This is a genomic window from Thermoactinomyces intermedius (genome assembly GCF_013912365.1).
In the GTDB taxonomy this organism is placed as follows: Bacteria; Bacillota; Bacilli; order Thermoactinomycetales; family Thermoactinomycetaceae; genus Thermoactinomyces; species Thermoactinomyces intermedius.
The window spans coordinates 1-20,473 of record NZ_JACETT010000019.1 but is presented as its reverse complement, the minus strand read 5'-3'; the positions used below and the strand labels follow the sequence as shown (position 1 = coordinate 20,473).

At 50.1% G+C, this 20,473-nt stretch carries 25 protein-coding genes and 1 riboswitch; of the genes, 20 read left to right on the top strand and 5 right to left on the bottom strand.

Translation table 11 applies throughout. The annotated features are described in order from the left end of the window. Window positions 1-27: 27 nt before the first annotated feature. The 4 genes from H1R82_RS04775 to H1R82_RS04760 all read left to right on the top strand — a co-directional run bounded on the left by H1R82_RS04775 (window position 28) and on the right by H1R82_RS04760 (window position 2,192). Complete coding sequence (locus H1R82_RS04775; protein ID WP_181731088.1) at window positions 28-492, top strand: zinc ribbon domain-containing protein; 465 nt, start codon at window positions 28-30, stop codon at window positions 490-492. Window positions 493-506: 14 nt separating this feature from the next. Continuing rightward, the gene (locus H1R82_RS04770) at window positions 507-866 is read left to right on the top strand and encodes a YkvA family protein (protein ID WP_181731087.1); all 360 of its coding nucleotides are present in this window, start codon (window positions 507-509) and stop codon (window positions 864-866) included. A gap of 244 nt (window positions 867-1,110) precedes the next feature. Then, a complete protein-coding gene (minD, locus tag H1R82_RS04765) occupies window positions 1,111-1,911 on the top strand; it encodes a septum site-determining protein MinD (RefSeq protein WP_181731086.1) in 801 nt (266 codons plus the stop codon). Then, on the top strand, window positions 1,911-2,192 hold the full coding sequence (locus H1R82_RS04760) for a cell division topological specificity factor MinE (RefSeq protein ID WP_037995571.1): 282 nt from the start codon (window positions 1,911-1,913) through the stop codon (window positions 2,190-2,192). The genes minD and H1R82_RS04760 overlap by 1 nt, the downstream gene beginning before the upstream one ends. A 39-nt stretch (window positions 2,193-2,231) precedes the next feature. Here the strand turns inward: H1R82_RS04760 and H1R82_RS04755 are convergent, their stop codons facing one another. Next, window positions 2,232-3,065, bottom strand: a complete 834-nt coding sequence (locus tag H1R82_RS04755) for a hypothetical protein (protein ID WP_181731084.1) — start codon at window positions 3,063-3,065, stop codon at window positions 2,232-2,234. A gap of 297 nt (window positions 3,066-3,362) precedes the next feature. Here H1R82_RS04755 and H1R82_RS04750 point away from each other — a divergent pair, with 297 nt between their 5' ends. Further along, window positions 3,363-3,803, top strand: coding sequence for a hypothetical protein (locus H1R82_RS04750; RefSeq protein WP_181731083.1), 441 nt, complete (start codon window positions 3,363-3,365; stop codon window positions 3,801-3,803). A 56-nt stretch (window positions 3,804-3,859) separates the two neighbouring features. Here the strand turns inward: H1R82_RS04750 and H1R82_RS04745 are convergent, their stop codons facing one another. Next, window positions 3,860-4,078 (bottom strand): hypothetical protein, encoded by a 219-nt coding sequence (locus tag H1R82_RS04745; protein WP_181731082.1) that lies wholly within the window; start codon window positions 4,076-4,078, stop codon window positions 3,860-3,862. A gap of 11 nt (window positions 4,079-4,089) precedes the next feature. Further along, on the bottom strand, window positions 4,090-4,245 hold the full coding sequence (locus tag H1R82_RS04740) for a hypothetical protein (RefSeq protein WP_181731081.1): 156 nt from the start codon (window positions 4,243-4,245) through the stop codon (window positions 4,090-4,092). Between the two features lie 258 nt (window positions 4,246-4,503). Here H1R82_RS04740 and H1R82_RS04735 point away from each other — a divergent pair, with 258 nt between their 5' ends. Beyond that, window positions 4,504-4,671: a hypothetical protein gene (locus tag H1R82_RS04735; protein ID WP_156097735.1), complete on the top strand. Its 168-nt coding sequence runs from the start codon at window positions 4,504-4,506 to the stop codon at window positions 4,669-4,671. 142 nt (window positions 4,672-4,813) lie between these two features. Further along, window positions 4,814-4,920: riboswitch (SAM riboswitch) on the top strand. A 15-nt stretch (window positions 4,921-4,935) separates the two neighbouring features. Next, entirely contained in the window at window positions 4,936-6,333 is a 1,398-nt protein-coding gene (locus tag H1R82_RS04730) for a Na+/H+ antiporter NhaC family protein (RefSeq protein ID WP_181731080.1), read from the top strand. 264 nt (window positions 6,334-6,597) lie between these two features. Here H1R82_RS04730 and cas6 read toward each other — a convergent pair whose 3' ends face one another. After that, entirely contained in the window at window positions 6,598-7,344 is a 747-nt protein-coding gene (cas6, locus tag H1R82_RS04725) for a CRISPR-associated endoribonuclease Cas6 (protein ID WP_181731079.1), read from the bottom strand. 385 nt (window positions 7,345-7,729) lie between these two features. Between cas6 and H1R82_RS04720 the strand changes: the two genes are divergently transcribed. The 13 genes from H1R82_RS04720 (at window position 7,730) to H1R82_RS04660 (ending at window position 18,893) form a co-directional block, all read left to right on the top strand. Beyond that, a complete protein-coding gene (locus H1R82_RS04720; RefSeq protein WP_181731078.1) occupies window positions 7,730-8,029 on the top strand; it encodes an EthD family reductase in 300 nt (99 codons plus the stop codon). A gap of 128 nt (window positions 8,030-8,157) precedes the next feature. Next, window positions 8,158-8,577, top strand: a complete 420-nt coding sequence (locus tag H1R82_RS04715; RefSeq protein ID WP_181731077.1) for a PaaI family thioesterase — start codon at window positions 8,158-8,160, stop codon at window positions 8,575-8,577. A gap of 26 nt (window positions 8,578-8,603) precedes the next feature. Beyond that, on the top strand, window positions 8,604-9,389 hold the full coding sequence (locus H1R82_RS04710; RefSeq protein WP_181731076.1) for an enoyl-CoA hydratase-related protein: 786 nt from the start codon (window positions 8,604-8,606) through the stop codon (window positions 9,387-9,389). 33 nt (window positions 9,390-9,422) lie between these two features. Next, on the top strand, window positions 9,423-10,751 hold the full coding sequence (gene paaK / locus H1R82_RS04705; protein WP_181731075.1) for a phenylacetate--CoA ligase PaaK: 1,329 nt from the start codon (window positions 9,423-9,425) through the stop codon (window positions 10,749-10,751). A gap of 55 nt (window positions 10,752-10,806) precedes the next feature. Next, window positions 10,807-11,664 (top strand): 3-hydroxyacyl-CoA dehydrogenase NAD-binding domain-containing protein, encoded by an 858-nt coding sequence (locus H1R82_RS04700; protein ID WP_181731074.1) that lies wholly within the window; start codon window positions 10,807-10,809, stop codon window positions 11,662-11,664. Next, entirely contained in the window at window positions 11,648-12,421 is a 774-nt protein-coding gene (locus H1R82_RS04695) for a 3-hydroxyacyl-CoA dehydrogenase family protein (protein WP_181731073.1), read from the top strand. The genes H1R82_RS04700 and H1R82_RS04695 overlap by 17 nt, the downstream gene beginning before the upstream one ends. After that, the gene (gene pcaF / locus H1R82_RS04690) at window positions 12,418-13,617 is read left to right on the top strand and encodes a 3-oxoadipyl-CoA thiolase (protein ID WP_181731072.1); all 1,200 of its coding nucleotides are present in this window, start codon (window positions 12,418-12,420) and stop codon (window positions 13,615-13,617) included. Before H1R82_RS04695 ends, pcaF begins: the two co-directional genes overlap by 4 nt. Before the next feature lie 134 nt (window positions 13,618-13,751). Beyond that, window positions 13,752-14,576 carry a phenylacetic acid degradation operon negative regulatory protein PaaX gene (gene paaX, locus H1R82_RS04685; RefSeq protein ID WP_181731071.1) on the top strand — a complete coding sequence of 275 codons (825 nt, stop codon included), beginning with the start codon at window positions 13,752-13,754 and terminating at the stop codon, window positions 14,574-14,576. A 166-nt stretch (window positions 14,577-14,742) separates the two neighbouring features. Beyond that, the gene (gene paaA / locus H1R82_RS04680) at window positions 14,743-15,750 is read left to right on the top strand and encodes a 1,2-phenylacetyl-CoA epoxidase subunit PaaA (protein ID WP_181731070.1); all 1,008 of its coding nucleotides are present in this window, start codon (window positions 14,743-14,745) and stop codon (window positions 15,748-15,750) included. Then, window positions 15,747-16,085 carry a 1,2-phenylacetyl-CoA epoxidase subunit PaaB gene (paaB, locus tag H1R82_RS04675; protein WP_181731069.1) on the top strand — a complete coding sequence of 113 codons (339 nt, stop codon included), beginning with the start codon at window positions 15,747-15,749 and terminating at the stop codon, window positions 16,083-16,085. The genes paaA and paaB overlap by 4 nt, the downstream gene beginning before the upstream one ends. A gap of 15 nt (window positions 16,086-16,100) precedes the next feature. Next, a complete protein-coding gene (gene paaC / locus H1R82_RS04670; protein WP_181731068.1) occupies window positions 16,101-16,931 on the top strand; it encodes a 1,2-phenylacetyl-CoA epoxidase subunit PaaC in 831 nt (276 codons plus the stop codon). 32 nt (window positions 16,932-16,963) lie between these two features. Continuing rightward, complete coding sequence (paaD, locus tag H1R82_RS04665) at window positions 16,964-17,422, top strand: 1,2-phenylacetyl-CoA epoxidase subunit PaaD (protein WP_181731227.1); 459 nt, start codon at window positions 16,964-16,966, stop codon at window positions 17,420-17,422. A 28-nt stretch (window positions 17,423-17,450) separates the two neighbouring features. Next, window positions 17,451-18,893 carry an NAD-dependent succinate-semialdehyde dehydrogenase gene (locus H1R82_RS04660; RefSeq protein WP_181731067.1) on the top strand — a complete coding sequence of 481 codons (1,443 nt, stop codon included), beginning with the start codon at window positions 17,451-17,453 and terminating at the stop codon, window positions 18,891-18,893. Between the two features lie 118 nt (window positions 18,894-19,011). Here H1R82_RS04660 and H1R82_RS04655 read toward each other — a convergent pair whose 3' ends face one another. After that, on the bottom strand, window positions 19,012-20,091 hold the full coding sequence (locus H1R82_RS04655) for an NAD(P)H-dependent flavin oxidoreductase (RefSeq protein ID WP_181731066.1): 1,080 nt from the start codon (window positions 20,089-20,091) through the stop codon (window positions 19,012-19,014). Window positions 20,092-20,473 lie beyond the last annotated feature (382 nt).

Sequence of the window (20,473 nt, the reverse complement as noted above, 5' to 3'; positions counted from 1 at the left end):
GATGATTATTGGTGAGGAGAGATTCTGTTGAACTTTTTTCAGGATTTGAAGGAAAAACTGGAGAAAAGTGTGGAGACGGCCGGCCAAAAATCTCAGAAAATGTTGGAGATGAGTCGCTTAACACTTCGGATAAAAGGGAAAAAAGAAGATATCGAACACGAGGTCAGCAAACTGGGGTGGCAAGTTTACCGCCACTGGGAGGAAAACGGGAATCTCGAATTGTCGGACAGCATTGTCCTTTCTTTGGAATCGATCCGGGATCAGCAAAAACGGCTTGAAGCGTTGACCAAAGAGCTGGAAGAGTTAAAGAACAAGGAGATTGTTTCCCGCAAGGAAGCCGAACGGGTTCCTTTGGATTTGGCATCGGACGAGTCAGAGGGGGGGACGCGGGAAGCTTTGGTGTCTTCCGTGATTTACATCTGCCCTTATTGTGCCCGTCAAATTGCCCCCGATGATTCACGCTGTCCCCATTGCCAAAAACGCTTCAATTGAGGAGAGGAGCGTCCATGAAGCAAAAAAATAAAATCATCGCCATGCTTCAGGTGTTAAAAAAAGAAGCACTGACCAAAGAGGGAGAAAAAAAAATCATCGACCAGTTCAACCGCAAGGTGGAAAGCGTCGGCGGAATCCAAGCATTGATTCACAAATTGAAGGTCATGTACCACTATTTTCGTGATCCCGGCGTCAGCATAAAGAAAAAAGGGTTGGTGGGAGCGGCCCTTCTTTATTTCATCCTGCCGACAGATGTGATTTTTGACTGGTTGCCGGTGGTGGGTTATATGGATGACATGGCGGCCGTCTTGTTTGTTTGGCGGTTTTTATCAAAGGAGCTCGAACGGTTTGAACGGGGAAAAGAGCTGAAGTAGCCAACTGGTTCCAAAAGTAGGAAATCAGCGGAGACATTTTTTGGCAATAAGCTGATTTCTTACTTTTTTTATTCTTGCACTTTTGCTACAATAAATGGAGAATATTGTAGATCCGGTGGCATTGACAGACTTTCTTCGACAAAAAAAGGATCGAATCGGTTCGATAATTTTGATGGATAAAAAGGATAAGTGGAGAGAAAAGTTGAAGCGGAGTACATATGAGGGCGAGAAAGGGGAATCAATGATGAACCACAGGTCTGTGGCGATTACAGTGACAAGCGGCAAAGGAGGCGTCGGCAAGTCGACGACCGTTGCTTCACTGGGGTTGGGTTTGGCTCAGTTGGGTTATAAAGTTTGCCTGGTGGATACCGATATCGGATTGCGCAAGCTGGACTTGATGCTGGGTTTGGAAAACCGGATCGTCTATGATCTGGTCGATGTGATTGAAGGGGTAAGCAAATTGCGCCAGTCCCTGGTTCGCCATAAAGAGTACAATCAGCTCGCACTTTTGCCCGCGGCGCAAACCAGGTACAAGGAAGAAGTTTCACCTGAACAGGTCCAAGCGATTGTGGATGAGCTGCGGAACGAATTTGACTATATTTTGATCGACTCGCCGGCAGGGATCGAAGGAGGATTCCGCAACGCGATCGCATCCGCGGACCGGGCCATTCTTGTTGTCAATCCGGAAATTCCGTCCGTCAGGGATTCGGACCGGGTCATCGGTTTGTTGGAGTCGGCAAACATCCGGCAAATCGACTTGATCGTGAACCGGGTGCAACCCGGAATGGTCAGAGACGGGGACATGTTGAGCGTGGAACGGGTACAAAGCCATCTCGCCATCAATCTTTTGGGCATTGTTCCGGAGGACAAACGCATCATCCGTTCTTCCAACACCGGAGAACCGGTCATTTTGGACCACAAATCGTTGGCCGGGAAAGCGTTTGCCAACATTGCCCGCCGGTTGATCGGAGAAGAAGTGCCGTTTTTGGAATTGGAGTCTTCCACGATTATCACCAGGATCAAGAGGTTGTTCCATATCGCTTAATGAAATTTGAGGTGACAAGGATGGCTTTTTTGAACATGTTTAATCGGGATAAGGATGAACCAACGGCCATGACGGCAGATGACAGGTTGTCATTGGTGCTCAGCTATCAACGATCGGACATCAACGAACAAAAGCTCAAAGAATTTCGCGCACGGCTGATCGAGTTATGCGATGATTTTGGTTACGATGTGGTCGGGCAAGTGGTGGTGGTTCCACAATCCAAAGAACGCACAACCATCATCAACGCAAGCATTCCGGTGAAATTGAAAGGCCAGGTATAAGTAAAAGCACGGACCGGTGCGGGTTCGTGCTTTTTCTGTTTACAAGAACTTGTGATTGATCAGGTGTTTTTCCAAAAACTCGATAATATGGCTGGGAAAAGCCTTGTCTTCCGTCAAGGTGAACATGGCCACCGAAACCCGGGTGGTCCCGTATGTACGCATGAGGGAAAGCAATTTGGATTTCGCTTCATTGTTGGGGCGCCCGTATTTTTTCTCAAAAGCTTTTAAAACCAACTCTTCTTCTGGTGTCATGGATGATGCATGATCCGTCCTGTCATCGGAAGGAGTGAGTAAAGATTGTTGATATGTATGCATTTGATGAAACGCGGTTGTCAATTGTCGATTGGTTCCGGAAAGATCCTTGGATGGGACGGGAAAGGACTGGTTCACCTGTTGTAGTGACGGATGAAACGGCCAATCATGCAATTGCCGGCGGCGCCGGGGTCGTTGCACGGGAAGGTGTTTGAATTTTTCGGGATGTTTTCGTCTCAAGGTATAAATCCGTTGGTAGATGGCTCCCTGGGTGCGGGAAAGTTTTTTTTCCAGTTCGCTGATTGCGGCAGAGAGGGACTTTCCTTCTTCCAAATATTGATTGACGGTGTCAATGACCAATTCTTCCTCTTCTTTTTCCCAGCTGTTCAAGCGGTTCCCGCCGTCCGGAGAATTTTCTAAAGAGTGGAAACGATCTGGATATTCCGACCTCAGCTTCCTGACGTGGGACATCACTCCGGAATATCCGCGTTTTAATTGTTCAGACAGTTCTTTTAGAATTTCCCGTTCTTTTTTACCTTCTTTTAAACCTTCATTCATTGTTTTTATAATCAATTCGTTTTCTTCTTCGGTATATTTCCCTTTTTTTGTTTCAAAAAACATTCGGTGCAAACTCCTTCCGAAGATAATTTTCCTTAAAATCTTTACTTATAAATATAACAGAAAAGCCGTAATCTTTTCCACTGCCCATTTTACAAGCAAGGTTAATTATTAATATTTAACAAGGAACCGGGCTTGTTTTCTCGTTCACAGATCAGAAAATTTAAGGGAATCCATCTGAAATTATATATTAAAATCAATTTCTTGGCGACGGAGGTATGAAAAATGGGAAATTTGCCCATAACCCTTATTAAGAGAGAAAAAGAATAGGTTGATATGAACGATGAAAGGGGCGGAGTGATGACACTGATGTCGATTCAAGAAATCAGTTCTCTTTTATTTTCACGTCATAGAATCAAAACCCACCGGGATTTAAGCGACCAGGAACTCCCCCATCGCCATTGGAATGAAACTGAACGTGCCGCATTGGTGATTTTTTGGGGGCTGTTGATTTACCCGAAGCTGGATCCGGATTTAAGAGAAGAACACCAGTCGGACGCGGTACATATCAAACGGTTTATCAATATATTTGAAAACTATTTGGGAAGTGCCGGACGGTGCCGTGACGTGTTGGAAAAGCTGAAGGAACATGATTATATCCGCTTTCGCGATGAAGAATGGGTGGTCCCCGGAACCGGATTGTTTTCCGCGGTCGATGCGGCCAAAATGTACCGGTATTTTCGTTCATCGGTTTTGTCCCGTAGGATCTTCCAACTACTTTATCCGGATCGACATGCTTGAACAGACAATTCCAAAAAATGACCCCAGTAATTACTTTTTCAAAGTAATAGCTGGGGTCATTCTTGTTTTAAAGATTCGAGAAACAAACGCAAGGTTTTCCGCTGATCGGGTGATAATTCCAAAGCAACGCGAATAAGATGTTGAATGTCGTCGGGCAGATGGTGGATAAACGGCTGTTCTTGCCCGAGTTGATTAATGAGTTGCTCGATTAAATTGCGCGATTCGTTAATGTGCTTGTAGGTTTCGATCAACAGCTTTTCTGTTGACTGGCTCATTGCAATCCATCCTACTCTTTGACGGAATGAAGGATTTCATCGATCTCTTTTTTGATATAGATCAATTCTTCAGGGCTCAATTTGTGCAGGTCACGAATCATCATCTCGAGCTTCATGGAGCGGAATTCTTCCAGAAAAGACGGCATATATTGTGGTTGCATGGACATACCCGTTTACTCCCTTCGGTTTATCAATCTGTGATGGGTCAGGTTTTCATTCTATCAAAAATTCGACGCAGGTCAACATCGGTTTTTGACCTTGTCCTCTGTTTTTTGTCAGCTTTTTGCCGGGATGTTTCCTTTTTTTCTTTCAATCAGACAAACCCAATGACGATTTAGACAAAATTTTTGGTTTAATCTGTGGAAAAGCGGGTAATAATTTGTTGACTCTCGTCAAACCAAATGAAAAGAATTGAGGTGCTTCGTATGATCGAACAGTTAAAAGCACTGGAAGAGCGTCTCTATTCCGTTCAACAAGAATACTTACTTGCAAAAGAAAGACATGAATTTTTGGCACAATACGATCTTTACGAAGAGTGGAAACAATTGAAAAAACAACAGAGCGAACTGAAGTCACAGTTAGGGCTCAATTAAATGATAAATGGCAGAAAACAGCCGGCGGAATCCCGCCGGCTGTTTTCCATATATTTTAAGCATCAAATCAATTGACAAACCAATGATTGCGTATTATGATGTCAAAAGATCATTCATGACATCGAAATCAAACACCCGATTCTTCTTATCCAGAGAGGTGGAGGGACTGGCCCGATGAAACCTCGGCAACGGGCTCTTCGGAGTACTGTGCCAATTCCAGCAAGCGTTTTGAAGCTTGGAAGATAAGAAGAGGTTTTCAATAACATGGAGACAGAAGACCTCTTCGTATTGATCGAAGAGGTCTTTTCTTTTGATAAAGGGGAGAGACGATTGAAAAACAGAGAAAATCCATGGGCTTTATTGCCTTTTGCCGTGTTTCTGATTTTGTTTATCGGTGTGGGGGCTTATACCGGTGATTTCACCAAAATGCCGGCCATCATCGCTGTGATGATCGCATCGGTATTGGCTTTGTGCATGCACCGCAAGGAGTCTTTGGCCTCGAAGTTGCAACACTATTTTCGTGGAGCCGGACATCCGGATATCCTCATGATGATCATGATCTTTTTGTTGTCCGGCGCCTTTTCGGCAGTGGCCAAAGGCATGGGGGCCGTTGATTCCACGGTCAACCTGGCCTTGAACCTTTTGCCGGCCAATTGGTTGATGGTCGGACTGTTCGTGATCGCCTGCTTCATTTCGTTGGCGATGGGAACATCGATGGGAACGATCGTGGCACTGGCACCGATCGGGGTCGGAATCAGCCAGCAGGCCGACATTGCACCGGCCTTGTCCATGGCGGTGGTGATCGGGGGAGCCATGTTCGGGGACAACTTGTCCTTTATCTCCGACACCACGATTGCAGCGGTCAGCACCCAAATGATCAAGATGAAAGACAAATTTAAAGCCAACTTTTTGATTGTGTTGCCCGCCGCCGTCTTGACGGCAGTGATCCTCTTCTTTTTCACGGAGGGTGGACAAGGCAGCGTGGCCGGCGGCGTGGCCGGCGGCCAAGATTATTCCATTCTCCAGACATTGCCTTACATCGCCGTGTTGATTACGGCGTTGCTCGGGGTTCATGTATTGATTGTCCTGATCTTGGGCATTGTTTTTGCGGGAGCCATCGGGTTGTTTGAGGGCAGCTACACCTTGCTTTCCTTGGTGAAACAAGCCGAAGTAGGGATCACCGGCATGCAATCCTTGTCGATCCTTGTGCTGTTGATCGGCGGAATGGTGGAATTGATCCGGCATTACGGGGGCATTCAATTTTTGTTGAACCTGTTGACGAGCAAAGTGCGGACGAAAACAGGGGCGCAGTTCGGCATTGCCGGTCTGGTGAGTTTGACCAACCTGTGCGTGGCCAACAACACCATTTCCATCATCATGACCGGACCGCTTGCCAAAGAGATTTCGGATCGATATGGAATTGACGGGCGCAAATCGGCCAGCTTGTTGGACATCTTTTCCTGCAGCGTGCAGGGGCTGATCCCGTACGGGCCGCAAATGCTGCTTGCTGCAGGAATTGCTTCCATCTCGCCGGTCAGCATCTTGGCTTATTCCTATTATCCGGCTTTGATCGCCGTTTGCGCCGTGTTGTCCATCCTGTTCCGCTTTCCGCGCTTAAAAGCCGTGCCGGTCAGCCATCAGCAAGAAGCAAAAGCAAGTTAAAATCAGAGAAAGAAACCAGGGGAAAACGCCCCTGGTTTTTTATTTTTCATTTTAAAGAAGCAAGGCTCCATATTACTTATGTATGAAACTGACCGGCCAACAGAAAATGGAATCACCCTTTCACCACCTATATCTTCAATGTCCTTTATGAAGATTACTACCCATTAACCCAATAAAAAAACCGGCTCATACAGGGGTTGCAGTGGCTCGGGCTCGGGGCCAAAACTTCCAATGGTTATGGCCTGTTGAAAATCCCGCTTACGATCAGGACAGGGGTTCCAACATGCCGAAGCCTTGATTGGAATAACTTCCGATTCCCGCTTCCATTGCCACTTCCTGAATGCGGGGGGATGCATGGATTTGCAAAGGCATTTGGTATCCTTTGATCTTTTTTCCTTTGATGTCGATCAAAGTGGCAGCTTGTTCAAGGCGAAAGCGCCCGGGATTCAGCAAACGGATGCGAATGGGATCCGGGTTGGAGTCATCCGCTCCCCATTTCAATTTGGTCCAACGATGGAGGGAATTTCGGATTTGGTCATAAAAATCGCTTTCCAGCGGATGGCAAAAGACCAACTTCCCGTCTTTGCGTACGGGAACGACCACCGGCCCCAAACAGCGATAATTCATGACAGATTCGAAACGGGGCCGTTCCTCAAAATGAATCGAGTGCAAAGGAAACCGGTGTGAAAACAGTTTTAATTGGTTAAGTGCTTGGATGCCTTGACAGAGCGCTTGCAACAAGGGAGGATGAATCGAATCCACTTTCCATGTCGCTTTTCCCTGTACCCGCATTTGCCCTGGGAATTTCCGGCAATGTTCAAAAGCGAGGGGGGAAAATACGAACGGCTTGTATTTCCGGCCTTCATAGGGGATGCCTTCCTGATGCAACCACTCTGCGAGATCCGGATCCGCCATCCGGACAGCGTGGTAAAAATAACTCATCAGGGCATATGGATAATGGTAGGGAAGAGATGTTTCCACCGGGATATCAAACGTAAACCGAATTCGCATCAAATCGCTCCTTTAATGATTCTCCTTTCACTCTAGCAAAGGAGAAACCAGGCGAACAAGAAAAAATAAGTTTGGCCGTTACCATTTGAAACAGGAGCCGGATGAAACGCTGCACAAAGTGGTCGCTCAGCTGAAAGAGAAGAATGAATTTATTCCGCTGGGGATCTTCAGCAAAAAATATTTGGCTGTTTTTCAACGAAATAGTTAAAACGATCCATGGGATTTCAAAAGATGATTGAAATGAATATTCTAAAATGACAGAAAAAACTAATTGACTGAAAAAAGATCGAAAGTTTATACTTAATTTGAAGGAAACGTTTTCGTAACGTTATATGATTTTATGTTATATAACGATAACCCAACACGAGGAGAGGGAAAATTCAAAATGGTGAAATTAATTGCGATTTACCGCCAGCCGGAAGACAAGGAGAAATTTGACGAGCATTATTACAATGTCCATGCTCCTTTGGCTGAAAAGATGCCGGGGCTGATCAAACTGGAAGTGAATAAAATTTACGGTTCGCCGGCCGGGGAGAGTGACCTGTATTTGATGGCCGAAATGTATTTTGAAAACAAAGAGGCATTGCATGCGGCCCTGGCATCCCCGGAAGGAAAAGCAGCAGGCAAAGATTTGATGTCGTTTGCCGGCAAACTGGTGCAAATGCATTTTGCCGAGGTGGTGTAAGGTCTGGCATGATGTCAACCGTGTGTGCATGCGGTTGGCGTCTTCCATCATGAATTCACAGTATTCAGATCGGTTCGTATATCGTTCCTTGAAAGCGCTACCGATAGGATTGGGACAGGTGGTTTGAGATGAAAAAGGTCAGTGAGCATTCCACAAACGAAGCGGTGATCAATCGTTTCAACCATACCTTGGGGATTGAGATCGAGCGGTTGGATGAAGAAGGTTGCACGGCATCCTTAACAATCCGCCCGGAATTTTACAACAGCATGGAGGGCGTGGTGCATGGCGGCGTGACGGCCACGTTGGCCGATGTTGCCATGGGACACGGGGCGGCTCCGCCTGTCAACGGTTTGCAACAATGCGTCACGGTGGAAAGCAAAATCAATTACCTTGCACCGGCCAGGGGAGACCGTTTGATTGCCGAGGCCAAGGTGATCAAAAGGGGATCAAAGATCATCGTGATGGAAGCCCGGGTCAAGACCGGTGACGGAAAGCTGGTGGCGGTGGCGGTTGGCACGTATGCCCGCATCCAGCCCAAACATGAATGAAAAATTTCACTCAAGGAGCATGCATGATGGGAAAAGAAACAGTATTGCTGGAGAAAGAAGGCTATTTGGGTATCATCCGGCTGAACCGTCCGGACCGGATGAATGCCTTGAATTACTCCACTTTGGTGCGGCTTGGGGAAGTGATTGGTGAACTGGAACAGGATTTTAAAGAAACCCGGGTCGTCATCGTGACAGGAGAAGGAAAAGCTTTTTGCGCCGGAGCGGATTTGAAAGAGCGGAGAACCCTGAATGAACAGCAAGTCCGCCGCAATGTAAAAAAAATCCGGGAGGTGTTTTCGGCACTGGAGAGGCTTCCGCAACCCACCATTGCCGCCATCAACGGACATGCTTTTGGCGGTGGGTTTGAGTTGGCCCTGGCCTGTGATTTCCGGTTTGCCGTACAGGAAGCCGGGATGGGACTTACCGAGGTCAGTCTGGGAATCATTCCGGGGGCCGGCGGAACACAGCGGCTGACGCGGTTGACCGGCCTTGCCAGGGCCAAGGAACTGATCTTGACCGCCCGGAAAATTACGGCCAATGATGCAAAGGATTATGGCATATTAAACGGGGTTGCCGAAAACCACGATCATCTGTTTGAGATGTGCCGTTCCTTGGCCGGTGAAATTCTTTCCAATGCCCCGTTGGCGGTGTATCAGGCAAAATACGCCATCGACCGGGGAGCCGGGTTGGATCTGCAAAGCGGATTGGACCTGGAGTCCAAAGCGTATGAGGTGTTGATCCCCACCCGGGATCGGGTGGAAGCGTTGGAAGCATTTCGTGAAAAAAGGAAGCCGGTGTTTCGGGGAGAGTAACCGTCGGCTTGGCCGAAAGGGAGGGACATTCTGGTGATATTCAATCAAGCGATGGAAACCGCATCACGGGAGGACATGCAAAACCTTCAGCTGGCCCGTCTGAAAGAAACGGTAAAGCGTTGTTATGAAAACGTTCCTTTCCACCGGGAAAATTTCGACCGTGCCGGGGTGAAACCGGAAGATATCCGTTGCCTGGAAGACATCCGGCGCTTGCCGTTCATGAAAAAGACAGACTTGCGTGAAAATTACCCGTTTAAACTTTTTGCGGTGGATCTCAGCCAAGTGATTCGCATTCACGGTTCTTCCGGAACCAAAGGAAAGCCGACGGTGGTTGGTTATACGAGAAAGGACATTGAAAACTGGGCAGAAATTGTCGCCAGGGCGATTTGCTGTGCCGGCGGCCGTCCGGGAGACATTTTTCATAATGCATACGGATATGGATTATTCACCGGAGGTCTCGGCTTGCACTACGGAATGGAATGCCTCGGTATGACAGCCGTTCCGGTTTCCGGAGGGAACACGCCCCGTCAGGTTACGCTGATTGAGGATTTCAAACCCCGCGGCATTTCCGGAACGCCTTCTTATATTCTGAACCTCGTGGAAGAAATGGAAAGGCGGGGGATGGATCCCCGGGAAACCAGCTTGGAATACGGCATTTTCGGGGCGGAGCCCTGGTCGGAAGAAATGCGCCGGCAGTTGGAAGAAAAGCTCCGCATCAAAGCAGTGGACATTTACGGATTGAGTGAAGTGATGGGGCCGGGCGTGGCGATTGAATGCCACGAAGCACAGGACGGGCTCCACATTGCGGAAGACCATTTCCTGGCGGAGGTGATTGACCCGGATACCGGGGAAGTTCTTCCTTGGGGAGCTGAAGGGGAACTGGTCTTCACGTCGTTGACCAAAGAAGCGTTTCCGGTGATCCGCTACCGGACGGGCGACATTGCATCCCTTCATCCGGAAAAATGCAAATGCGGACGCACAACCCTCCGGATGTCGCGGATCAAAGGGCGTGTGGATGACATGCTGATCATCCGCGGTGTCAATGTTTTTCCGACCGAGATCGAATCGGTGCTTTTGAGCTTCCCGCAGCTGGCTCCCCATTATCAGGCGGTGGTGGAACGGGAAGGGGCGTTGGACCGGATTGAAGTGCACTGCGAAGTCACCCCGGAATTTATGAAGCAGGCCGGGGATTTGGAAAACAGCCCGGAAATGGAGAAGCTGTCCAAAGAGATCGGTCATGCCATGAAAAGCACGCTGGGGGTTTCCATCCAGCTGAAGATTTGCAAACCGCACACCATCCCGCGCAGTGAGGGGAAAGCGATCCGGGTGGTGGACAACCGGAACAGCGCAACTGCAGGCTGAGGCTCCGGCGGGATCGGGATGAAAGGGAAACAAAACCGGAGAAGGAGGGGAGTTTGTGGCCGGATATCAGATTGGCGTCGTCGGGGCCGGCACGATGGGATCGGGAATTGCCCTGGTTTGCGCCAAAAAAGGGCACCGGGTCTTGTTGATGGATGTGGATCCGGCGATGCTGGAAAAAGCCAAAGCTTATTTTCAATCAGTTTTATCGAGAGACGTCAAAAAAGGGCGAATCAGCGAAGAGGAAAAAGTGTCGGTTTTCCGGTCCGTCCAATTTGTGGAAGACCTGAAGAAGTTGGCGGACTCGGACATGGTGATCGAAGCGGTCTTGGAACGGATGGACCTGAAAAAATCGATTTTCCGGTCGTTAAGTGAAATTTGCCGGCCCGATGCCTTGCTTTTGACCAATACTTCTTCGCTTTCCATTACCGAAATTGCCGGCGGCCTGAGGAGCCCGGAGCGGATTCTGGGGATGCACTTTTTCAACCCGGCTCCCGTCATGCCGCTGGTGGAAGTGGTCCGGGGAAAGCAATCCGGCGAAAAGCAGGCAAAGTTTGTTTATGAATTTGCGCAAAGTCTGGGGAAAGTGCCGGTGTACGCCAATGATACACCGGGATTTATCGTCAATCGCGTGGCCCGGCCTTATTACAATGAAGCGCTGCGCATTTTGGAAGACCGGGTGGCCGGGGTTGAGCAAATCGACCGAATTCTCACTGAAGCCGGCGGATTTAAAATGGGGCCGTTTGAACTCCAGGATCTGATCGGCATCGATGTGAATTTTGCGGTGACCGAATCGGTTTACTCCGGTTTTTTCCATGAGCGCCGGTTTCAGCCGAGCCGCATTCAACAAAAGATGGTTCAGGCGGGAACCATCGGCCGGAAGTCAGGTGAGGGATATTATGAGTACGACAAATAACACCGTATTGCTGACGGGAGAGAGTGTGCTGTTGCCTGAATTGAAGGAACTTTTTGCAAGCAAAGATTATGAAGTGGTGACGGAAAAGGCCGTTGAAAACGATGCACAGAAGATCGGGTTGGCCGTGGAAGTTTCCAATGTTGATCTGGAATTGAAAAAAGCCGTGATCCAAAAACTGGACCGCGAGCTTCCGCCGGATGTTCCCATTCTCACGACTTCATTGGGAGTGTCGGCCACCGAAGTGGCATCGTGGACCCGGCATCCGGAAAGAGTCTGCGGTTTTGGCACCTTCCGGCCGTTGTCGGAACGGAAATTGCTGGAGCTGGCCCCCGGACTCAGGACATCCTTGGAAACTTTGAAACGGGCGGAGGCGTTTTTTCAGTCGTTGGGCAAAAATACGGCTGTGGTGCAAGATGAGACCGGGCTGGTCTTTCCGAGGGTTTTGTCACTCATCATCAATGAAGCCGTTTTTGCAGTGATGGAGGGGACCGCAACCCCCCGGGACATCGATATTGCCATGAAAAAAGGGACGAATTATCCATACGGTCCGCTGGAATGGGCCGACCAAATCGGCTTGGACGAGGTTTACGCGGTGATCCGCGGACTGCATCGGGATTTGGCGGAAGAGCGATACCGGCCGGCTCCCTTGCTTCGGAAAATGGTGTTGGCCGGGATGCTTGGCGTCCGAAGCGGCGAAGGGTTTTATACCTATTCCGGAGAAGCGGCCCGGCCATCGACGAGGAGGGACGAACAATGAGAATTCCGGTGATCGTGGATGCCGTACGGACTGCCATCGGAAGATACGGCGGTGCATTGAAAGAGGTCCGTCCCGATGACTTGGGAGCGGTGGTGATCCGCCATCTGACAGAACGAAACGACATCCCTTTGGAACGGATTGACGACGTGATCTTGGGGTGTGCCAATCAAGCCGGTGAAGACAACCGGAATGTGGCGAGAATGTCCTTGTTGCTGGCGGGCCTTCCGGTGACGGTGCCGGGTGTGACAGTCAACCGTTTGTGCGGTTCGGGGCTGGAAGCGGTGAATCAGTGTGCCAATGCCATTGAAGCGGGGCGCGGAAAAGTTTATATTGCCGGCGGAACGGAAAGCATGACACGGGCTCCGTACGTGATGCCAAAACCGGAAAAAGGCTTTGCGCGCGGAGAGCAAAAGCTGTATGACACCACGCTCGGTTGGCGGTTTGTCAACGAAAAGCTTGCCAAAATGTATTATCCGTACAGTATGGGGGAAACCGCGGAAAATGTGGCGGAACAATACCGCATCAGCCGGGAGGAACAGGACCGGTTTGCGTTGGAAAGCCAGCAAAAGTACGCCAAAGCCCGGGAGGAAGGCAAGTTCAAAAGCGAGATTGTCCCGGTGGAAATCCCCGGGCATAAAGGGCAGGTCACCCTTTTTGCCGAGGATGAGCATCCCCGTCCGGACACGACCTTGGAACAGTTGTCCCGGTTGAAGCCGGTTTTCCGCCAAGGCGGGACGGTCACGGCCGGCAATTCTTCCGGCATCAATGATGGGGCCGCCGCCTTGTTGTTGATGGAAATGGAAACGGTCGTGAAGCTCGGCTTGAAACCGCGGGCCCGGGTGGTGGCTTCGGCTGTGGCCGGTGTGGATCCGTCCGTCATGGGAACCGGGCCGGTCCCGGCTACGAAAAAAGCGTTGAAACAGGCCGGACTTACCATCGATGAGATTGATTTGATCGAATTGAATGAAGCGTTTGCCGCCCAATCCCTGGCCTGCATCCGCGAGTTGGGGATGGATCCCGCCCGGGTGAATGTCAACGGGGGAGCCATTGCCATCGGCCACCCCTTGGGATGCAGCGGGGCACGCATTCTGACCACCTTGCTGTATGAAATGGAGCGGAGGAGTGCGCGCTACGGTCTGGCGACGATGTGCATCGGGGTCGGACAGGGCATTGCCACGATCATTGAAAGGTTGTGATCAAGAGCCCGGCGACAAGTCACAGTAGAAAGTTGACAAACTCCGTTCAACATTTGAAATATTTTTTTGTTATAATAGGCGAATAGGTTCGCGATGGAGAAAAACAGGCAACGGTTGAATGGAGTTGAAAGAGATTGAAGCCTCAATCGATGATTTTTACGATATATGGCGAATATGTCCGCCATTTTGGCGGGGAAATCTGGGTGGGCAGTCTGACCCGGTTATTGGGCCAATTCGGCATGTCCGAACAAGCCGTGCGCGTCGCCATATCCCGGATTGCCAGCCAGGGCTGGCTGAAAGCGCGCAAAGTCGGCAACCGCTCCTACTACTCTTTGACGCCCCGCGGAAAGAAGCGGATGAACGAAGCCAGTGCCCGGATTTATAAGCAATCCCCGGGCCGGTGGGACGGAAAATGGTGCATCATTCATTACAACATTCCGGAAAAGCAGAGGGCCAAACGGGATCAATTGCGAAAAGAATTGTCATGGATGGGCTTCGGCATGTTGGCCAACAGCGTGTGGATCAGTCCGAATGACTTGGCGGACCGGGTCAAAGAAATTGCCGAATCTTATGACGCCAGCGAATATATTGAAGTCTTCCGGTCCGAACATCTCGGTGTCAGCACGGACAAGCAGTTGGTGGAAAAATGCTGGAATCTGGATGAAATCAACAAAGCCTACGAAGAGTTTATCAGCCGTTATCAGCCGCAATATGAAAGATTGAAAGAGCAAGTGAAAAACGAGGAAGACATATCGGATGCGGAATGCTTTGTGGAGAAAACCAAACTGGTGCACGAATATCGCAAATTTTTGTTTATTGATCCGAGCCTGCCGGAAGAATTGTTGCCCGATTTTTGGACAGGGCGGGAGGCGGACCGGTTGTTCCGCCATTATTATGAGCTGTTGCATCCCGGTGCAGTCCGGTTTTTCCTGAGCGTTTTCAAAAGTGCGCCGGAGTAGAATCGAAGAGTGGAGACGGCCAAACGAAGAGGGGAGATTTCCCTTCTTTTTTTGTGTTTATTTATTCTGATTATAAATATATTAATGAATTTTATGCATTGAAAAACATATTACAATATGATAACATATCGTTAAACAAACGTTATATAAAAAGGTTGTGATGTGGATGCATATCGATGACCGGAAACTGTTGGGAGATCAGGAATATGGCAATGGGCATCCCGATGACGAAAAACGGCGAGAATTTCTGGCCCGGATTGAGCGCGGCGAAAAAATTGAAGCGGATGACTGGATGCCGGATGATTACCGCCGGCAGTTGATCAAACTGATCGCAATGCACGGGATCAGCGAAGTCATGGGGGCGTTGCCGGAGAAAGAATGGGTTCCCAAAGCACCCACGTTACGGCGCAAGCTGGCGATCATGGCCAAAGTTCAGGATGAGATGGGGCACGGACAATTGTTGCTGAGGGTGGCGGAAGATTTGCTGGCCCCGATTGGAAAAACCCGGGAAGACCTGATGAACGACTTATTTGTCGGAAAATTAAAATTTCATAATGTATTCCACATGGAGGCACCGACCTGGGCTGATGCCGGCGTGATCGGATGGTTGGTGGACGGGGCGGCGATCATCACGCAAACGATGTCCCTGAGCACCTCGTATGCGCCTTATGCCCGGGCGCTGCAACGGATTTGTGCCGAAGAAAAATTTCACATGCAACACGGCGAAAGTATTGTATTGAGCCTGGCAGAAGGAACCCCCCGGCAGCGCCGGATGTTGCAGGAGGCGGTCAACCGCTGGTGGCCGGCATTGCTCATGTTCTTCGGGCCGCCGGAAGACGGGGGAATTTCCAGTAACCAACGCCTGAACCTCCGGTATAAAATCCGTTCCAAAACCAACGAAGAGTTGAGGCAGGAGTTTTTCCACAAATATGTTCCGCGGATTTTCCATCTCGGGTTGACCTTGCCGGATGAGACCATTCGTTACGACGAAAAAGAAGGCCGTTGGCATTACCGGCAGCCGGACTGGAATGAATTCAAACGGATCATCAAAGGAAACGGGCCCCGATCCAAAGAGCGGCTGAGATTGAGAAAAATTTCTTATGAAGAAGGAAAATGGGTGCGTGATGCCCTGCTCGCCAAGCAACGAAACGCGGTCTGGGGGGGAAGCGTATGACCAGCGGGGACAAGGAAAAGAAAGACTTTTTCGTGTTTGAAGTCTTCAGCCAAAAGAGCCCGACTGCCCATTTCGTCCACCAGTTCAGTTTGTTGGCCCCGAATCACGAGGTGGCCATGTCCATGGCGCGCGAAAACTTTCTCCGGCGTGAACCGTGCGTCAATTTGTGGGTGGTCAAACGGGACGATATCTGGGTCCTGCCTCCGGAACAGCGCCGGTACTTGGAAAAGCTGGACAACAAGAGCTACCGGGAAACAAAAGGGTACGGCGATTTGCAATCGAAATGGCGCCGGCATAAAGAGCGGTTCGAGAAGAAAAATGCTTCAGGAAAGTAAAAGGAGGGTCCGTGTGTGAGCAATCTCCGTGTCGAATCGGCAGAGCAAGCCAAGCAGAATCCGGAATATTTATCGGCTTTGAAGGCCTTGCTTTTCCAGATTGCCGATGATGATTTCATTTTGGCTTTCCGGGGATCGGAATGGCTGGGGCTGGCCCCCCATATTGAAGAAGATGTCGCTTTTTCCTCCATTTCACAAGACATGATGGGACATGCCGTGCTCTTTTATGAAATGTTGGAAGCATTGGGGGCCGGAAAAGCCGATGATCTGGCACAACTCCGCAAGCCGGAAGAATTCCGCAATGCCGTCCTGGTGGAGCGGGTGAACGGTCCCGGACTTTATCTGGAAGAACCCCGCTATGATTGGGCTTATGCCATTGTGCGCTCGTATTTTTACAGTGTGTTCAAACAAATCCGGTTTGAATCTTTGGCCCGGTCTTCCTACCTGCCACTGCAACAGTCGGCGCGTAAAATCCTGACGGAACACCATTACCATCTGCTTCATTGGCGGGTGTGGATGAAACAATTGGCCAACAGTACGGAGGAAGCCCGGTCCCGTCTGAAAAAGGCGACGGAAAGGGCGTGGGAGGATGCGGGCGGATTGTTTCAGTTGGGGCCTGAAGCTTCCGCCATGGTCCTATACGGATTGATTGAAGACGAAGAGTCATTGACAAAGCGGTGGTTGGAGCAAGTGAACAAAGATTTTGAGGACTATGGTTTGCCTCCGGCCGGCGGGATGAAAGCGACTGGATGGAACGGGCGGGCCGGGGAACATACACCGGATCTCGCCGCGGCTCTGGCCACCTTGTCAGAAGTTTACCGGCTGGATCCCACAGCTCGTTGGTAAAGGAGAGGGTCAAGGTGGCAGAAAGGGAAGAGATGTTTTGGGAGCTGCTGCAAGAAGTGAAGGATCCGGAAATCCCGGCGGTCAGCATGGTGGAAATGGGCATGATCCATCAAGTGCGTGTCGAGGATGATGTGGTGTCCGTGGATGTTTTGCCCACTTTTGCCGGTTGCCCCGCTTTGGACATCATGAAAAAAGCGATTGAACAGAAACTGGGCGCGGTGGAAGGGGTCCGTGAGATCCGGGTGAACTTTTTGCTCGAACCGGCCTGGTCTTCCGACCGCATCAGTGATGAGGGAAGGGAAAAGCTCAAGAAAATGGGCATCATGCCGCCGCCACGCAAGGATGAGAAAAAGAAAACCTGGGAAGTGACATGTCCGTATTGCGGTTCTTCATTCACTGCTTTGGAGAACCTGTTCGGGCCGGCCGCATGCCGGAGCATTTTATATTGCAAAAACTGCAAAAATCCATTTGAAGCGCTGAAAATGATTTAAATCCAAATGGAGAAAGGGTGGCCAATCCATGAGTGAGATCAAAAAAATGTATATCCGGGGAGAATGGGTGGAAGCAGAAAGCGGAGAAACACTGGAAGTATTCAATCCGGCCACGGGAGAATGTGTGGGGGTGGTCAGTTACGGGGATGAACGGGATGCGAAAAAAGCCATCGATGCGGCGCATGAAGCGTTCAAAGAATGGTCCCGGTTGCCCGGTCGGCAAAGATCCAAATATCTCACCAAATTATACGGGCTGGTGATGAAACACCGGAATGAGCTTGCGGAACTGATGTCGGCGGAGATGGGAAAACCTTTCGGGGAAGCCAAATTTGAGGCTGTGGGCAGTGCGGACAATTTCTTGTGGTATGCCGAGGAAGCCAAGCGGATTTACGGGGAAACCATTCCGTCTTATGACGGCAACAAGCGGCTGATGGCCATCAAACAGCCGGTGGGTGTCGTGGCTGCCATCACCCCTTGGAACTTCCCGGTCAACATGGTGGCGAGAAAAATTGCCCCGGCACTTGCCGCCGGGTGTACCGTCGTATTAAAACCCGCGATGGAAAGCCCGTTGAGCGCGGTGCGGCTGTTTGAACTGATGGAAGAAGCTGGGTTCCCCAAAGGCGTGGTCAATCTGGTGCTGGCCAAGGCGGAAAAGTTTGGCGACGAAGTGTTGCAAAACCGGAAAGTGGCGAAGATCACCTTCACCGGTTCGACCGCCGTCGGCAAGCATTTGATGGAAGGTGCGGCCAAGCAGGTGAAACGGATCAGCATGGAGCTTGGCGGACACGCTCCCTTCATTGTGTTTGAAGACGCCGATCTCGATGCGGCGGTGGCCGGTTTCTTTGAAAGCAAATTCCGCAACTCCGGGCAAATGTGCATTAGCACCAACCGTTTGTATGTCCATGAGTCCGTGGTTGATGCGTTTACGGAAAAACTGGTCGCACGGTTGAAAAAAACCAAGGTGGGTGACGGGCGCCAAAAAGGCGTGGAGATCGGACCGCTGGTGGATGAAGAAGCATTAAACGGGGTGATGGAACACATCCGTGATGCCAAAGAAAAAGGAGGCCGCGTGATCTTTGGCGGAAACAGGCTGACAGAAGGGGAATACAGCAAAGGATTTTTCCTGGAACCGACTGTCATCACCCATGTCACCCCGGATATGAAAATTACTTATGAAGAAACATTTGGTCCCGTCGTGCCGATTATTCCCTTTAAAGAGGAAGAGGCCGTGTTGGAGATGGCAAACGACACCCGCTACGGATTGGCCGCCTACTGCTATACGAAGGACAACAGCCGCTGCTTCCGGGTGGCAGAGTCCTTGGAATATGGCATCATCGGTGTCAATGACGGCACCCCGACCCAGACCCAGGCACCTTTCGGCGGGTTGAAGGAAAGCGGCTTGGGCCGTGAAGGAGGTCGCTATGCGATGGAAAGCTTCCTGGAAACCAAGTTTATTTCCATGTCCATTTAGCCATTACTTCGAATTCTTTCCTTGCTTTTATTTTTAAACACTGAATTTGGATGGTGTCTGCAGAAGAGCTGAACCCTTGCGGATTCAGCTCTTTTCATTAGTTGTCCCGGTTATGGGCTTAATGCTCGCCGGCCAGTTGTGACAAACATTGATTAACTTGGCTCATGATTCTTTTTATCAGTTCCTCCGCCGGTTCACAACGGCTGAGGGCAGCGGCTTGGCCGGCCCACAACGCCATGTAATCCGTGTTTCCTTTTTTGGAGGCTGCTTGGCGCAGGTACTTGGTCAAGGCATTTTGGACGGGGTATGGGGGAAGGGGATGGGGATAGTTCTTCATTTCCCGGATAAATTCGTTTTGGATGGCCCGTGCCGGCTTTCCGGAAAAGACGGTTGTCATGACGGTGCTTTCATCGGTGCTTTGCAGGGCGGCTTCTTTGTGTTTGTCATGGGCGCTGCTTTCCAAGGTGGGTAAAAAGGCCGAGCCCATTTGAACCCCGTCCGCCCCCAGAGCCAGGCTGGCCAGAACCCCGCGACCGTCCATGATCCCGCCGGCGGCAACGACCGGAATCCGGACATGATCCACCACTTGAGGGATCAGGGCCATCGTTCCGACATATGGAAATTCGGCGGAGAGAAAGGTTCCCCGGTGGCCTCCCGCTTCACTTCCTTGGGCCACGACGGCATCCATCCCGCTCTTTTCCACTTCGACAGCTTCCCGCACCGAAGTGGCTGTCCCGATGACCACCGTGTGACGGGCATGCATCTCCTGGATGACGGCGGGGGACGGAATTCCAAAAGTGAAGCATGCGACAGGGACCTTTTCTTCCAGAATGACGTGAATTTGTTCTTCAAAGGAAATGGCGGCATGGCTTGTGGTTTCTTGGCCGGAGGCACCGGCGGCTTCTTCAAACCGCTTGAGATGATTTTTCATCAGGCGTTCTTGTTCCGCATTGGTTTCATAAGGCGCGGGAACCATCAAGTTGACGGCAAACGGACGGTCTGTTTGCTTCCGGATTTCCCGGATGGCTTGGCGGATGTCTTCGGGAGACATATAGCCCGCTCCCAGTGATCCCAGACCGCCGGCATTGGATACCGCCGCAACGAGCCGGGGACTTGTGATCCCGCCGGCCATTCCTGCCTGGATAATGGGGCTGGAGATTTGCAATAATTCGGTTAACCGGGTTTGATACCAAGGCATGTGAATCCCTCCCTGATCATGTTGTAAAATCCATCCGGGATCGTTTCTTTTGCACGGAATGCGATTTGAAGGTGGATTTTCAACAACCTAAATAAAACCTTAACTTTATTCTATGAAATTTACGGAATGATTTGAATTGTCGTGTCAGACGATCTCTTGATAAATGCATTCGATTTATACAGTTCCTGTCCAAAATTCTCACAGGAACGCCTCTTTATAAGGAAGAATGATCATGCAAAAAAGAAGATAAACTTTTTGAGCTGGTGAAGATGATTTGATTCATTTTAGAGAGGGAATCGGATGAACATTGAAAAAGAAAGCAGTAAACCTCTTGACAAAAAATTAATTTATGCTATAATTTAAAATTAATTCTATATTATAT